General features: G+C 62.7%; 16 protein-coding genes. 13 read left to right on the top strand and 3 right to left on the bottom strand.

The window, feature by feature from the left end; all coding sequences use genetic code 11:
• Nucleotides 1–29: 29 nt before the first annotated feature.
• From tldD to NKI06_RS20215, 3 genes are all read right to left on the bottom strand, one after another.
• Entirely contained in the window at nucleotides 30–1,733 is a 1,704-nt protein-coding gene (gene tldD / locus NKI06_RS20225; protein ID WP_023702015.1) for a metalloprotease TldD, read from the bottom strand.
• Nucleotides 1,730–1,927: a hypothetical protein gene (locus tag NKI06_RS20220; RefSeq protein ID WP_155923284.1), complete on the bottom strand. Its 198-nt coding sequence runs from the start codon at nucleotides 1,925–1,927 to the stop codon at nucleotides 1,730–1,732. Before NKI06_RS20220 ends, tldD begins: the two co-directional genes overlap by 4 nt.
• Before the next feature lie 69 nt (nucleotides 1,928–1,996).
• On the bottom strand, nucleotides 1,997–2,581 hold the full coding sequence (locus tag NKI06_RS20215; RefSeq protein ID WP_023668422.1) for an invasion associated locus B family protein: 585 nt from the start codon (nucleotides 2,579–2,581) through the stop codon (nucleotides 1,997–1,999).
• A gap of 363 nt (nucleotides 2,582–2,944) precedes the next feature.
• On the opposite strand from NKI06_RS20215, the gene coxB reads away from it, so the two are divergent.
• From coxB to NKI06_RS20150, 13 genes are all read left to right on the top strand, one after another.
• A complete protein-coding gene (coxB, locus tag NKI06_RS20210; RefSeq protein WP_050485823.1) occupies nucleotides 2,945–3,841 on the top strand; it encodes a cytochrome c oxidase subunit II in 897 nt (298 codons plus the stop codon).
• Between the two features lie 38 nt (nucleotides 3,842–3,879).
• Complete coding sequence (ctaD, locus tag NKI06_RS20205) at nucleotides 3,880–5,532, top strand: cytochrome c oxidase subunit I (protein ID WP_023668420.1); 1,653 nt, start codon at nucleotides 3,880–3,882, stop codon at nucleotides 5,530–5,532.
• Nucleotides 5,533–5,603: 71 nt separating this feature from the next.
• Nucleotides 5,604–6,548 carry a heme o synthase gene (locus NKI06_RS20200; RefSeq protein WP_023668419.1) on the top strand — a complete coding sequence of 315 codons (945 nt, stop codon included), beginning with the start codon at nucleotides 5,604–5,606 and terminating at the stop codon, nucleotides 6,546–6,548.
• A complete protein-coding gene (locus tag NKI06_RS20195; protein ID WP_023668418.1) occupies nucleotides 6,545–6,700 on the top strand; it encodes a cytochrome c oxidase system small membrane protein in 156 nt (51 codons plus the stop codon). The genes NKI06_RS20200 and NKI06_RS20195 overlap by 4 nt, the downstream gene beginning before the upstream one ends.
• Before the next feature lie 8 nt (nucleotides 6,701–6,708).
• Entirely contained in the window at nucleotides 6,709–7,335 is a 627-nt protein-coding gene (locus tag NKI06_RS20190; RefSeq protein WP_023727487.1) for a cytochrome c oxidase assembly protein, read from the top strand.
• 1 nt (nucleotide 7,336) lies between these two features.
• Nucleotides 7,337–8,218, top strand: a complete 882-nt coding sequence (locus tag NKI06_RS20185; RefSeq protein ID WP_023668416.1) for a cytochrome c oxidase subunit 3 — start codon at nucleotides 7,337–7,339, stop codon at nucleotides 8,216–8,218.
• A 77-nt stretch (nucleotides 8,219–8,295) separates the two neighbouring features.
• A complete protein-coding gene (locus NKI06_RS20180) occupies nucleotides 8,296–8,436 on the top strand; it encodes a L,D-transpeptidase family protein (protein WP_023668415.1) in 141 nt (46 codons plus the stop codon).
• Nucleotides 8,437–8,449: 13 nt separating this feature from the next.
• Complete coding sequence (locus NKI06_RS20175; protein ID WP_023685423.1) at nucleotides 8,450–8,836, top strand: DUF983 domain-containing protein; 387 nt, start codon at nucleotides 8,450–8,452, stop codon at nucleotides 8,834–8,836.
• Nucleotides 8,833–9,588 carry an SURF1 family protein gene (locus NKI06_RS20170; RefSeq protein ID WP_023692072.1) on the top strand — a complete coding sequence of 252 codons (756 nt, stop codon included), beginning with the start codon at nucleotides 8,833–8,835 and terminating at the stop codon, nucleotides 9,586–9,588. The genes NKI06_RS20175 and NKI06_RS20170 overlap by 4 nt, the downstream gene beginning before the upstream one ends.
• Nucleotides 9,589–9,751: 163 nt before the next feature.
• Nucleotides 9,752–10,762, top strand: coding sequence for a 4-hydroxy-3-methylbut-2-enyl diphosphate reductase (gene ispH / locus NKI06_RS20165; RefSeq protein ID WP_023692071.1), 1,011 nt, complete (start codon nucleotides 9,752–9,754; stop codon nucleotides 10,760–10,762).
• A gap of 7 nt (nucleotides 10,763–10,769) precedes the next feature.
• Nucleotides 10,770–11,732: a homoserine kinase gene (locus NKI06_RS20160; RefSeq protein ID WP_023827465.1), complete on the top strand. Its 963-nt coding sequence runs from the start codon at nucleotides 10,770–10,772 to the stop codon at nucleotides 11,730–11,732.
• Nucleotides 11,729–12,265: a ribonuclease HI gene (gene rnhA, locus NKI06_RS20155; RefSeq protein ID WP_023830284.1), complete on the top strand. Its 537-nt coding sequence runs from the start codon at nucleotides 11,729–11,731 to the stop codon at nucleotides 12,263–12,265. The genes NKI06_RS20160 and rnhA overlap by 4 nt, the downstream gene beginning before the upstream one ends.
• A gap of 29 nt (nucleotides 12,266–12,294) precedes the next feature.
• Nucleotides 12,295–12,879: a histidine phosphatase family protein gene (locus NKI06_RS20150; RefSeq protein ID WP_023827463.1), complete on the top strand. Its 585-nt coding sequence runs from the start codon at nucleotides 12,295–12,297 to the stop codon at nucleotides 12,877–12,879.
• The last annotated feature ends 72 nt before the right edge of the window (nucleotides 12,880–12,951 follow it).

The raw sequence follows: 12,951 nt of genomic DNA, 5'->3' as shown, positions 1-12,951 counted from the left end.
AGGTATTCAAGCCGACCGGATTCGTATCCTCAAACCCTGGTGCCGCCGACGGTCATCTGGTTCATCCTGAGATGCGGCTGGCCGACGCCGACAGGCACGCCTTGTCCGGCCTTGCCGCACATGCCGATGCCGGTGTCGAGTTTCATGTCGTTGCCGATCATCGACACACGGTGCATGGCGTCCGGTCCGTTGCCGATCAGCATGGCGCCCTTGATCGGCTGCGTCACCTTGCCGTTTTCGATCATGTAGGCCTCGGTGCAGCCGAACACGAACTTGCCTGAGGTGATGTCGACCTGGCCGCCGCCGAAGGATACGGCATAGATGCCGTTCTTGACCGAGGCGATGATCTCGTCCGGCTCCATGTCGCCCGCCGTCATATAGGTGTTGGTCATGCGCGGCATCGGCTGGTGCGCATAGCCTTCGCGCCGGCCGTTTCCCGTGGCTTTCATGCCCATCAGCCGGGCGTTCTGGCGGTCCTGCATGTAGCCGACAAGCTTGCCGTCCTCGATCAGCACATTGCGGGCCGAAGGCGTGCCTTCATCGTCGACGGTCAGCGAACCCCGCCGCTCCGGCATGGTGCCGTCATCGACCACGGTAACGCCCTTGGCGGCGACCTGCTGGCCGAGCAGGCCGGCAAAGGCGGAGGTCTTCTTGCGGTTGAAGTCGCCCTCCAGCCCGTGGCCGACGGCTTCGTGCAGCATCACGCCCGGCCAGCCGCTGGACAAAACGATGTCGAACGTTCCGGCCGGCGCGGGAATGGCTTCGAGATTGACCAGCGCCTGCCTGAGCGCCTCCCTGGCCGCATGCTTCCAGGCGTCCTCGACCAGGAACTCGCCGAACGCCTTGCGCCCGCCCATGCCATAGGAGCCGCTTTCCTGGCGGTCGCCGTCGCCTACGACGACGGAAACGTTGATGCGGACCAGCGGGCGGATGTCGCGCACGATCTGGCCGTCGGCGCGCACGATCTCGACATGCTGCCAGGACGCCGCGAGCGAGGCCGTCACCTGGCGCACGCGCGGGTCCTCGGCGCGCAGCCATGCGTCGATTTCCTGCAACAGCTTGGCCTTGACCTCGAAGGAAGGCGAGGGGATCGGGTTCTCCTCGCCATAGAGATGGCGGTTGGTGCGCGCGGGCGCCGCGGCAAGCGTGCCGGAATAGCCGCCCTTGACGGTCGAGACCGCGTCTGCGGCGCGCAGCAGCGACGCCTCGGAAAGATCGCTGGAATGGGCGTAGCCGCTGGCCTCGCCGGCCACGGCGCGCAGGCCAAAACCCTGGTCGGTGTTGAAATTGGCGGTCTTCAGCCTGCCATTGTCGAACATCAGCGCTTCGCTCTCGCTGTATTCGAGGAACAGTTCGCCATCATCGGCGCCGTTCAGTGTGTCGGCGACGATCCGCTTGATGCGATCATCTGAAATGTCGAATTGGCCGGTCAGGCTGTTCATGGCAGGTCCGCTCACAGGAGGAATGGTGTTGCCACGATGTAGGCGCGAAGACGCGCCTGCACAATCCGCAATGACGATCCGCAGCAGGTAGGAGCGGGTAGCCCCGCCCCTGAACATGACATCCATCTTGAAGTTCGACCCGTCACCCGAAAAGGCCTTCACCCAGCGATATTTCTTGTTCCATTCATTGGCCTGGTCGGCCGTGAAGGGGTCGGTATAGCCCGAGGAGAACTGGATCGACTTGCACTTCTCATGGTTTTCGCAGCCATAGAAGTAGATGACATATTTCATGCCCTGAAGCCGGCCCGAGACCATCGGATCGCCCCGTCGTCCTTGTCCATCTTGGCCGAGCCATAGCCTTTCGCAAGCTCGAAAATGACGGCCGGATCGGGCGCCGTGATGATTTCGGAATCCTCGGCAAAGGCGACGGAAACGGCGCCGGTCAGGATTAGACCGGTCGACAAAAGCAAAGAACAAGCACGCATGATGACCCCCACAGCCAAAGATCAAACCCGTGGGAATTGTGAGGAAAGACGGTTTCGCAAGCATCAAGCTCAGGGCAGGGCGGCAAAACCGTCGGCGAAGCCCTTGAGGTCGACGGGGATGCCGATGCCTTCTTCCGGCGTCTGGAAGACGATGAAGGTGGCCGACGTCCCGGTCTTCAGCGTATCGAGCAGCGGCTTTTCGAGAATGACCTCGGCATAGCAGCCGTCTTGGAAGCAGCGCACGAAATAGGCGCGGCCAATATCCTTGCCGTCGACATTGAGGCCCAGGCCATTGGGCAGCAGAACGCCGAGCGGGGCCAGCACGCGCAGGATCTCGGCCTTGTTGTCGGCGGTGCGCAGGACGACGACGGACAGTCCCATTTCCGGGCGATCCTCGGCAACGACGTTCTGCATCATCACGCATTGTTCCGAGGTGGCGCCGGCCGGCGTGTCGCAGATGATCGACCACGCGCCATGCGTTGACTTGACCGTGCCGCTGGGCTGCGCTGCATTGGCGACGCCGGTTGCGGACGAGCCGATACCGATCAGGGCGGCGAGAAAAACGACCTTCGCCCCGCTTCTCGAAAGCCAAGCGCTTTTCGAATGCCAGGCGCTCTTCGAATGCCAGGCGTTTCTCGAAAGCCAAGAGGTCATGACGGCTCCATTGCGAATCACGGCACTTTAAGCCGCGCCAAGGCCAAGTAAAGGATAGGGCGACCGCCGGTCAGCCCCGGCAGGCGCAATAATGCGCTTTTCCCTAGCAAATTCGCCCGAATTGCGACCGTCGGGCGCATTCCGGACACAAGCCCGCATAGCCTGTCTGTCGACGACCCGCGCGGGCCACGAGGCCGTCGAAACAGCGCGGCAGCACTTGCGCGCAAAAATGCCGCACGGTTTCGCCCGCTCCTTTCTTGCGGAGGGAAATAGAGTATGGTTTGAACCACCCTTGGGACTGTCCGGGATTCCCATCCCGGCATTGTTCGATATTCTTGCGTCGCGATCGCGAGGAACCGGGAGATGAAGAGGGCGATGAGAAAATTCCCAGCAAGCGCCAAATTGATGGCAACGGCAGGCGCCGCCGCCGCATTTTTCGCCGGTGCCTCCGCCCATGCGGCCCAGCCGCAGCCGTGGGAGATGACATTTCAGCCGCCGGCGACAGACATGATGCGGCAGATCGAGTGGTTCGGGAACTACACGATGTGGTTCGTCGTCCCGATCACTGCTTTGGTTCTGGCGCTTCTCGCCTGGTGCATCTTCAGGTTCCGCGCCAGCAAAAACCCGGTTCCGTCCAAGACCAGCCACAACACGCTGATCGAGATCATCTGGACAGTCGGGCCGGTCGTCGTCCTGCTGTTCATCGCCATTCCCTCGTTCCAGTTGCTGACGGCGCAGTACACGCCGCCGGAAGAGGCCAAGCTGACCGTCAAGGTAACGGGCAATCAGTGGAACTGGGACTATGAGTACCAGACCGAGAACACGCTCTCCTTCAACTCGGCCATCCTGCAGGACGCCGACCGCGCCGCGATCGGCAAGGAAGACCGCAAGGTCTATCCGCGCCTGCTGGCGGTCGACAACGAGCTGGTCGTGCCGGTCAACACCATGACGCGCGTCCTGGTTACCGCAGCCGACGTGATCCATTCCTTTGCCGTTCCGGCCTTCGGCATCAAGATGGACGCGGTTCCCGGCCGCACCAACGAGACGTGGTTCAAGGCGGAAAAGGAAGGCATCTATTACGGCCAGTGCTCGCAGCTCTGCGGCAAGGACCATGCCTTCATGCCGATCGCCGTCCGCGTCGTATCCGATGCGCAGTACAAGACCTGGCTGGCAGCAGCCAAGACCGACCTCCCCGGCGCCAACAAGGCGCTGATGGCCGAGGTCGACGGTACCAACAAGGTAGCGGCCGCCGGCAATTGATGCCGCGGGTTAGCAAGAATTAGGGAACGGAGCCGACCATGGCAGAAGCTGCAGCTCACGACGACCACGACCACAAGCCCTATCATGGCTGGGTCCGGTGGGTGTACTCCACCAACCACAAGGACATCGGCACGCTCTACCTGATCTTCGCGATCTTCGCGGGCATCGTCGGCGGCGCGCTTTCGGTCGTCATCCGCATGGAGCTGCAGGAGCCGGGCATCCAGATCTTCACCGGTCTGGCGCAGATGGTCTACGGCATGAACGGCGATGCCGCCATCGACGGCGGCAAGAGCATGTACAACGCCTTTGGCACCGCGCACGCGCTGATCATGATCTTCTTCATGGTCATGCCGGCGCTGATCGGCGGCTTCGCCAACTGGATGGTGCCGATCATGATCGGCGCCCCCGACATGGCCTTCCCGCGCATGAACAACATCTCGTTCTGGCTGCTGCCGCCGGCCTTCCTGCTGCTCATCGCTTCGGCTTTCATGCCGAGCGCGCCCGGCGCCTATGGCGTTGGCGGCGGCTGGACGCTCTATCCGCCGCTGTCGACCTCCGGCCAGCCCGGGCCGGCCATGGATCTGGCGATCCTGTCGATCCACATTGCCGGCGCGTCCTCGATCCTCGGCGCCATCAACTTCATCACCACCATTTTCAACATGCGCGCGCCGGGCATGACGCTGCACAAAATGCCGCTATTTGCCTGGTCGGTTCTGATCACCGCCTTCCTGCTGCTCTTGTCGCTTCCGGTTCTGGCCGGTGGCATCACCATGCTGCTTACCGACCGCAATTTCGGCACCACCTTCTTCGCCCCGGATGGCGGCGGGGATCCGATCCTGTTCCAGCATCTGTTCTGGTTCTTTGGTCACCCCGAAGTTTACATCCTGATCCTGCCGGGCTTCGGCATCATCAGCCACATCGTCTCGACCTTCTCGAAGAAGCCGGTGTTCGGCTATCTCGGCATGGCCTACGCCATGGTCGCGATCGGCGCCGTCGGCTTCATCGTCTGGGCGCACCACATGTACACGACCGGCCTGTCGCTCGACACGCAGCGCTATTTCGTCTTTGCCACCATGGTCATCGCCGTGCCGACAGGCGTGAAGATCTTCTCCTGGATCGCGACGATGTGGGGCGGCTCGATCTCGTTCAAGACGCCGATGCTGTGGGCGCTGGGCTTCATCTTCCTGTTCACGGTCGGCGGTGTCACCGGCGTCCAGCTCGCCAATGCGGGCCTCGACCGCTCGCTGCATGACACCTATTTCGTCATTGCCCACTTCCACTATGTGCTGTCGCTTGGCGCGGTCTTCGCCATCTTCGCCGGCTGGTACTACTGGTTCCCCAAGATGACCGGCTATATGTACTCGCCGGTGATCGCCAACACCCACTTCTGGGTCACCTTCGTCGGCGTCAATTTGATCTTCTTCCCGCAGCATTTCCTCGGCCTCGCCGGTATGCCGCGCCGCACCATCGACTATCCCGACGCGTTCGCCGGCTGGAACATGGTGTCGTCCTACGGCTCCTATATATCGGCCGTCGGCGTGGTGATCTTCCTCTATGGCGTGTTCGAGGCCTTCCAGAAGAAGCGCGTCGCCGGCGCCAATCCGTGGGGCGAGGGTGCAACGACGCTCGAATGGCAGCTGCCTTCGCCGCCGCCCTTCCACCAGTGGGAACAACTGCCGAAGATCAAGTAAGGCAGCCCGAATACGAAACCGCCGGCCCGCCGGCGGTTTTCGGCCAACGGAATGATTGGACTTATGTACGCATGGCCCTTGTCGACGACCCAATGATTGACGAAGCGGGCTTTCGCATGTCGGAAGCCACGTCGGGCGATTTCTTCGCCCTGCTGAAGCCGCGCGTCATGTCGCTGGTGGTGTTCACGGCCTTTGTCGGCATGGTCGCTGCACCCGTGACCATCAACCCGCTGCTGGCGGTGATCGCCATCCTGGCCATTGCCATCGGCGCCGGCGCCTCTGGTGCGCTCAACATGTGGTACGACGCCGACATCGACGCAGTAATGAGCCGGACCGCCGGCCGCCCGGTACCCTCCGGCCGCATCCTGCCCGGCGAAGCCCTGAGCTTCGGCCTTGTGCTTTCGGTGCTGTCGGTGATGACGCTGGGCGTGCTGGTCAACTGGCTGTCGGCGGCGCTGCTTGCCTTCACCATCTTCTTCTACGCCGTCGTCTACACGATGTGGCTGAAGCGCTCGACGCCGCAGAACATCGTCATCGGCGGCGCCGCCGGCGCCATCCCGCCGGTCATCGGCTGGGCCGCGGTGACCGGAACGGTGAGCCTGGAAAGCCTCGTCCTGTTCCTGATCATCTTCCTGTGGACGCCGCCGCACTTCTGGGCGCTGGCGCTGTTCAAGTCCGACGACTACGCCAAGGCCGGCATCCCGATGATGCCGAACGTTGCCGGCCAGGCCTCGACCCGCCGCCAGATCTTTGCCTACGCCCTGATCCTGGCGCCGATCGGCGTGCTGCCCTGGGTGCTCGGTTTCACTACCGCCTTCTATGGCGTCGCATCAGTGGCTCTCGGCGCCGGCTTCGTCTGGTATGCCTGGAAAGTGCTGTGCATGACCGATAGCGACCGCGTCATGAAGCCGGCCAAGGCTCTGTTCGCCTATTCGCTGCTCTACCTCTTCGCCATCTTCGCCATCTATCTTGCCGACTGTGTCGTCGGTCGCGCTTTGGCCATCGGTGGAGCATGACCATGATCGACAAGAAGCTTGAACTGGTCACGCTGACCGAAAGCCAGAAGAAGGCGCGGCGCAACCGTTCGGCGGCGATCGGCGTCGCGCTGGCGATTCTGGTCGTCATCTTCTACGTCGCGACCATCGTGAAATTCGGCCATACCGGATGAGGCCGATGATGACCCGCCAGACCGTGACCGATCCCAGGAAGAAGAACACCAACCGCGTCGTCGCCGCCGTCTGCGTCGCCTTTTTCGGCGGCATGATCGGGATGGCCTACGCCGCGGTGCCGCTCTACAAGATGTTCTGCCAGGCCACCGGCTATGGCGGCACGACGCAGCGCGCCGAAAAGCAATATGCCGGCCGCATCCTCGACCGCGACATCACCGTGCGCTTCGACGCCAACACCAACGGCATTCCCTGGCAGTTCCAGCCGGTCGCCCGCTCGGTCACCATCAAGATCGGCGAGACCACGCAGGCGCATTACAGCGCCACCAACAAGTTCGACCGCGCCGTTACCGGCCGCGCCACCTTCAACGTGCAGCCGGAACTGGCGGGCCCCTACTTCAACAAGGTCGAGTGTTTCTGCTTCACCGACACGACGCTGAAGCCCGGCGAGACGCTGGACATGCCGGTCGTGTTCTATGTGGATCCCGATATCGTCAACGTGCCGGAACTGAAGGACTTGAAGACGATCACCCTGTCCTACACCATGTTCCCGGTCCAAAAGAACAAGCCGGTGGCGTCATCGACGCCGAACAGCAGCAGCAAAGTTTCAGATACCGAAGCAAATCTCGGGGGTTGATATGGCAGACGCGCACGCAAAACCACAACACGACTACCATCTCGTCAACCCGAGCCCGTGGCCCTTCCTGGGGTCGATCGGCGCGCTGGTGACTGCAGTCGGCGGCGTCGCCCTGATGCAGTATCTCAAGAACGGCGATTTTCCGATTTTCGGCCACAACATCGCCAATCCGTGGCTGTTCTTCATCGGCCTGGTCATCGTCCTCTACACGATGTTTGCCTGGTGGTCGGACACCATCAAGGAAGCGCATGAGGGCCACCACACGCGCGTCGTGTCGCTGCATCTGCGCTACGGCATGATCATGTTCATCGCTTCGGAAGTGATGTTCTTCGTTGCCTGGTTCTGGGCCTATTTCGATGCCAGCCTGTTTCCGAGCGAAGTGCAGAATTACGCCCGCACCGCTTTCACTGGCGGCGTCTGGCCGCCGAAGGGTCTCGAAGTCCTCGATCCCTTCCATCTGCCGCTCTACAACACCATCATCCTGCTTCTGTCGGGCACCACGGTGACATGGGCGCACCATTCGCTCATCCATGGCGACCGCAAGGGCCTGATCAACGGCCTGGTGCTGACCGTCGGCCTCGGCATGCTGTTCACCATGGTGCAGGCCTACGAGTACATGCACGCTCCGTTCGGCTTCAAGGATTCCATCTACGGCGCCACCTTCTTCATGGCGACCGGCTTCCATGGCTTCCACGTCATCATCGGCACCATCTTCCTGCTGGTCTGCCTGATCCGCGCCTGGAAAGGCGACTTCACGCCCAAGCAGCATTTCGGCTTCGAGGCGGCTGCCTGGTACTGGCACTTCGTCGACGTGGTCTGGCTGTTCCTGTTCGCATCGATCTACGTCTGGGGATCGGTCGGCGCGGTGATCGAAGGCCACTGACGGCTTTCACCGAACCGACAAATCAGAAGGGCGGTCGCGGCAACGCGGTCGCCTTTCTTCTTTTCGGCGCCCCATCAATGGCCAACGGATTCGGCTGGTCGGGCTGGCTGCTTCAATTGGTCGACTGGACCGATGGCTGCATTGGGGTTACCGACTGCGACATGGACGAAATCTGGACTATGGTGCCGGATGGAACGCTGATCGAAATCGAGCCGTAAAGCATGACTATCCATGAGTGAAGACAGGGCGATCTGGCCACCCATCGAGCCGATCTCGGCCGGCCTGCACGGACGCTGCCCGCGCTGCGGCGAAGGACGGCTGTTTTCCGGCTTCCTCACCGTCGGCAAGCGCTGCAACAATTGCGGCCTCGACTATTCCTACGCCGATGCCGGCGACGGCCCGGCGGTGTTCGTCATCCTGATCATCGGCTTCATCGTCGTGGGGCTGGCGCTGTGGGTGGAGGTCACGCTGAGCCCGCCGCTCTGGCTGCATTTCATCATCTGGATACCGCTGGCCGTGGGACTGTGCCTGACGGCGCTGAGGTTGATCAAGGGGGTGCTGCTGACGCTTCAATACGCCAACAAGGCGGCCGAAGGCCGCCTGGACCAAGGGCAATGAGCGAGGCGCTGACCAAGCCCGCCGGCCGCTCGCGGCCGAAGACGGCATTGCTGCTCGGCCTCGGCCTGGTGGTGTTCGTCATCCTGCTCGGGCTTGGCACATGGCAGGTGCAGCGCCTGTACTGGAAGGAAGCCCTTCTGCAGACCATCGACCAGCGCACCCATTCAGCGCCGCAGCCGCTGGCGGACGTCGAGAAGGAATTCGCCGCCACCGGTGATGTCGACTACACGCCGGTCACCGTCAGCGGGACGTTCCTGCACTCCGGCGAGCGGCATTTCTACGCCACATGGGACGGCGACGCCGGCTTCAACGTCTATACCCCGCTGGCCCTCGACGATGGCCGCTATGTCCTGATCAACCGCGGCTTCGTTCCCTATGATGTCAAGGATGCCGCCAAGCGCCCGCAAGGGCAGGTGACCGGCAAGGTCACGGTCACCGGCCTGGCGCGCAACCCGCTGCCGGCCAAGCCGTCGATGATGCTGCCCGACAATGACGTGGCCAAGAACATCTTCTATTGGAAGGATCGTGATGTCATGGCGGCGAGTGCCGGCCTGCCGGCCGGTGCCGTGCTGGTGCCGATCTTCATCGACGCCGACAAGACGCCGAACCCGGGCGGGCTGCCGGTCGGCGGCGTCACCATCATCGACCTGCCGAACTCTCATCTGCAATATGCCTTCACCTGGTATGGCCTGGCGGCGGCTCTTGCCGCGGTTCTGATCATCAGGCTGCGCCGCCCGGCAAAGACTGAATGATCCAGAGCATCATCCCGAAAAGTGGGAACCGGTTTTCGGACAAGATCATGCTCCAACAAAGAGTTAGATCAGGTTGACCATTCAACCTGATCTCAACTGCCCTTGACAGGGCAGGGGTGCACACCTCATTTCGCGTCACGATACGATCAACCGATCTGGAATCATGCTGCAGACCGCCACAAAACCACCGCTGACGATCCGGCTCTGCCAGCCGCGCGGCTTTTGCGCCGGTGTCGACCGCGCGATCCAGATCGTCGTGCTGGCGTTGAAGAAATACGGCGCGCCGGTCTATGTCCGCCACGAGATCGTGCACAACCGCTATGTCGTCGAGGGCCTGCAAAGCCTTGGCGCGGTTTTCATCGAGGAACTCTCGGAAATCCCGGCCGAGCACCGCAAGTCGCCGGTTGTCTTCTCGGCCCACGGCGTGCCGAAATCGGTGCCGGCCGACGCCAAGGCACGCGAGCTCTTCTATCTCGACGCCACCTGCCCGCTGGTGTCCAAGGTGCACAAGCAGGCGATGCGCCATCAGCGGCTCGGCCGCCATGTGCTTCTGATCGGCCATGCCGGCCATCCCGAAGTGATCGGCACCATGGGCCAACTGGCTGAAGGCGCCGTCACGCTGATCGAGACCGAAGCCGACGCTGGGACCTTTGCCCCCGCCGACCCGGAAGCGCTCGGCTTCGTAAGCCAGACAACGTTGTCGGTCGAAGACACTGCCGGCATATTGCGGGTGCTGCAGGAGCGCTTCCCGCAACTGCATGCACCGGCCGCCGAATCGATCTGCTACGCCACCACCAACCGCCAGGAAGCGGTCAAGGAAACCGCCGCCGGCGCCGATCTCTATCTGATCGTCGGTGCGCCCAATTCCTCCAATTCGCGCCGTCTTGTCGAAGTGGCGGAGCGCGCCGGCGCCACCATGTCGCTTCTCGTACAGCGCGCCGCCGAAATTCCGTGGAATGACATCACAAATATCTCGACGCTCGGCCTGTCTGCCGGCGCGTCGGCGCCGGAGATCATCGTCGACGAGATCATCGACGCCTTCCGCCAGCGCTTCGAGGTGAACATCGACCTGGCGATCACGGCCACCGAAACGGAGGATTTTCCAGTCATGCGGGTTCTGCGCGATGTAGAACTGACGCGGGCCGACATGGCCTTCGTCAACGGAGCCGCGTGAACAGGCCATGGCGGTCTACACCGACGTCAATGAGGGCGAACTCGGCGCGTTCCTGAGGGCATATCCAGTCGGCGAACTCTTGTCCTACAAGGGTATCGCCGAAGGCACGGAGAATTCGAATTTCCTGCTGCACACCTCAAGCGGCTCTTACATACTGACGCTCTACGAGAAGCGCGTCGACAAGGCCGACCTGCCGTTCTTCCTCGGCCTGATGGGCCATCTCGCCCGCAAAGGCATTTCCTGTCCGCTGCCGGTGACCGCGCATGACGGCACCGTCATCGGCACGCTGGCCGGCCGTCCCGCGGTCATCATCACCTTCCTCGAAGGCCTGTCGCTGCGGCGGCCGACAGCGGCGCATTGCGCGGAGGTCGGCAAGTCCCTCGCCGCACTGCATTTGGCCGGGCAGGATTTTGCGATGACGCGTAACAACGCACTGGCCATCGAGGGCTGGCGCAAACTCTGGAATGCCTCGCGCGACCGAGCCGACGAGGTCGAGCCGGGACTGGCGGCCGAGGTCGACGCGGATTTCGCGGATTTCGAACGCCATTGGCCGCAGGGCCTGCCGGCAGGCATCATCCATGCCGATCTGTTTCCCGACAATGTCTTCTTCCTCGGCGAGAAACTGTCCGGCCTCATCGACTTCTATTTCGCCTGCCACGACCTCTACGCCTATGACGTCGCCACCTGTCTCAACGCCTGGTGTTTCGAGAAGGATTTCTCCTTCAACCTGACCAAAGGCACGGCGCTGCTGGCCGGCTATCAGAGCGTGCGGCCTTTGAGCGAGGGCGAGAAAGCAGCGCTGCCGATGCTTTCGCGTGGCTCGGCGCTGCGCTTTATGCTGACCCGGCTCTATGACTGGCTGACCGTTCCCGACGGCGGGCTGGTCATGAAGCGCGATCCGACCGAATATATCCGCCGCATGCGCTTCCACCGCGCGATCAAGTCGCCTTCGGAATACGGACTGACATGACCAAGCAGGTCGAAATCTTCACCGACGGTGCCTGCTCGGGCAATCCCGGTCCCGGCGGCTGGGGCGCCATCCTGCGCTTCAACGGCAAGACCAAGGAATTGTCGGGCGGCGAGGCCGAGACGACCAATAACCGTATGGAACTGCTGGCCGCCATCTCGGCGCTGAATGCGCTGAAGGAGCCGTGCGCCGTCGAGCTTCACACCGACAGCAAATATGTCATGGACGGTATCTCCAAATGGATCCACGGCTGGAAGAAAAACGGCTGGAAGACCGCCGACAAGAAGCCGGTCAAGAACGGTGAACTGTGGCAGGCGCTGGATGAGGCCAATCGGCGCCACAACGTGACCTGGAACTGGGTCAAGGGCCATGCCGGCCACACCGAGAACGAACGCGCCGACGAACTCGCAAGGGAAGGCATGGCGCCGTTCAAGAGGGGCTCAGCCAAACCTGCGGCGCCGAAAGTGGCGCTGAAGCCGGCGGCATCCGAGAAGCAGCCGGCGCCGCGGGCACGGCGCTCGACCCAGAGCTATTGAGCTCAAGCTATCGGCAGGAGACCTCACTCATGCCGATCGTATACTACATCACCCATCCCCAGGTTCAGATCGATGCCAACGTTCCCGTGCCGCACTGGGGGCTGTCCGAGATCGGACGAGCGACAGCATCAGCCATGCTCGATCAGCCATGGGTCGGGTCGATTCGCCGTGTCGTCTCGTCGGCCGAGCGCAAGGCGATCGAAACCGCCGAGATCCTTGGCAAACACCTCGGCCTCGCGGTCGAGGTGAGGGAGCGCATGCATGAGAACGATCGGTCGGCAACCGGCTTCCTGCCGCCGCCGGAGTTCGAGGTGGTCGCCGACCAGTTCTTCGCCGACCCGCACAAAAGCATCCGCGGCTGGGAACGGGCCATCGACGCCCAGCAACGCATTGTCAGCGAGGTCGAAACGGTGCTGGGTGCTGCCGACGGCGGCGACATTGCCTTCGTCGGCCATGGCGGCGTCGGAACGCTCTTGCTGCTCTCGCTCAGCGGCCGCGCAATCAGCCGCGCGGCGGATCAGCCGGCCGGCGGCGGCAATTACTTCGCCTATGATGTCGGCACGCGCCGCGTCGTCCACGGATGGCGGCCGATAGACAGTCTGGCGCCGCGCTAAAGCGGATGTCAGGAGATCATCGATACCGTAGCCGCGATGAAGCCGCTGGCGACCAGCGGATAGAACCTGTCC

Source organism: Mesorhizobium sp. M0772 (assembly GCF_040320135.1).
GTDB lineage: Bacteria > Pseudomonadota > Alphaproteobacteria > Rhizobiales > Rhizobiaceae > Mesorhizobium.
The sequence above is the reverse complement of the archived record's forward strand: the minus strand, read 5'-3'. Positions and strand labels throughout refer to the sequence as shown.

Bases quoted from the DNA above. Each gene is read 5' to 3' on its own strand.
- tldD (WP_023702015.1), bottom strand. From the start codon at position 1,733: ATGAAATATGTCATCTACTTCTATGGCTGCGAAAACCATGAGAAGTGC.
- NKI06_RS20220 (WP_155923284.1), bottom strand. From the start codon at position 1,927: ATGCGTGCTTGTTCTTTGCTTTTGTCGACCGGTCTAATCCTGACCGGC.
- NKI06_RS20215 (WP_023668422.1), bottom strand. From the start codon at position 2,581: ATGACCTCTTGGCTTTCGAGAAACGCCTGGCATTCGAAGAGCGCCTGG.
- coxB (WP_050485823.1), top strand. From the start codon at position 2,945: ATGAAGAGGGCGATGAGAAAATTCCCAGCAAGCGCCAAATTGATGGCA.
- ctaD (WP_023668420.1), top strand. From the start codon at position 3,880: ATGGCAGAAGCTGCAGCTCACGACGACCACGACCACAAGCCCTATCAT.
- NKI06_RS20200 (WP_023668419.1), top strand. From the start codon at position 5,604: ATGGCCCTTGTCGACGACCCAATGATTGACGAAGCGGGCTTTCGCATG.
- NKI06_RS20195 (WP_023668418.1), top strand. From the start codon at position 6,545: ATGACCATGATCGACAAGAAGCTTGAACTGGTCACGCTGACCGAAAGC.
- NKI06_RS20190 (WP_023727487.1), top strand. From the start codon at position 6,709: ATGACCCGCCAGACCGTGACCGATCCCAGGAAGAAGAACACCAACCGC.
- NKI06_RS20185 (WP_023668416.1), top strand. From the start codon at position 7,337: ATGGCAGACGCGCACGCAAAACCACAACACGACTACCATCTCGTCAAC.
- NKI06_RS20180 (WP_023668415.1), top strand. From the start codon at position 8,296: ATGGCCAACGGATTCGGCTGGTCGGGCTGGCTGCTTCAATTGGTCGAC.
- NKI06_RS20175 (WP_023685423.1), top strand. From the start codon at position 8,450: ATGAGTGAAGACAGGGCGATCTGGCCACCCATCGAGCCGATCTCGGCC.
- NKI06_RS20170 (WP_023692072.1), top strand. From the start codon at position 8,833: ATGAGCGAGGCGCTGACCAAGCCCGCCGGCCGCTCGCGGCCGAAGACG.
- ispH (WP_023692071.1), top strand. From the start codon at position 9,752: ATGCTGCAGACCGCCACAAAACCACCGCTGACGATCCGGCTCTGCCAG.
- NKI06_RS20160 (WP_023827465.1), top strand. From the start codon at position 10,770: ATGGCGGTCTACACCGACGTCAATGAGGGCGAACTCGGCGCGTTCCTG.
- rnhA (WP_023830284.1), top strand. From the start codon at position 11,729: ATGACCAAGCAGGTCGAAATCTTCACCGACGGTGCCTGCTCGGGCAAT.
- NKI06_RS20150 (WP_023827463.1), top strand. From the start codon at position 12,295: ATGCCGATCGTATACTACATCACCCATCCCCAGGTTCAGATCGATGCC.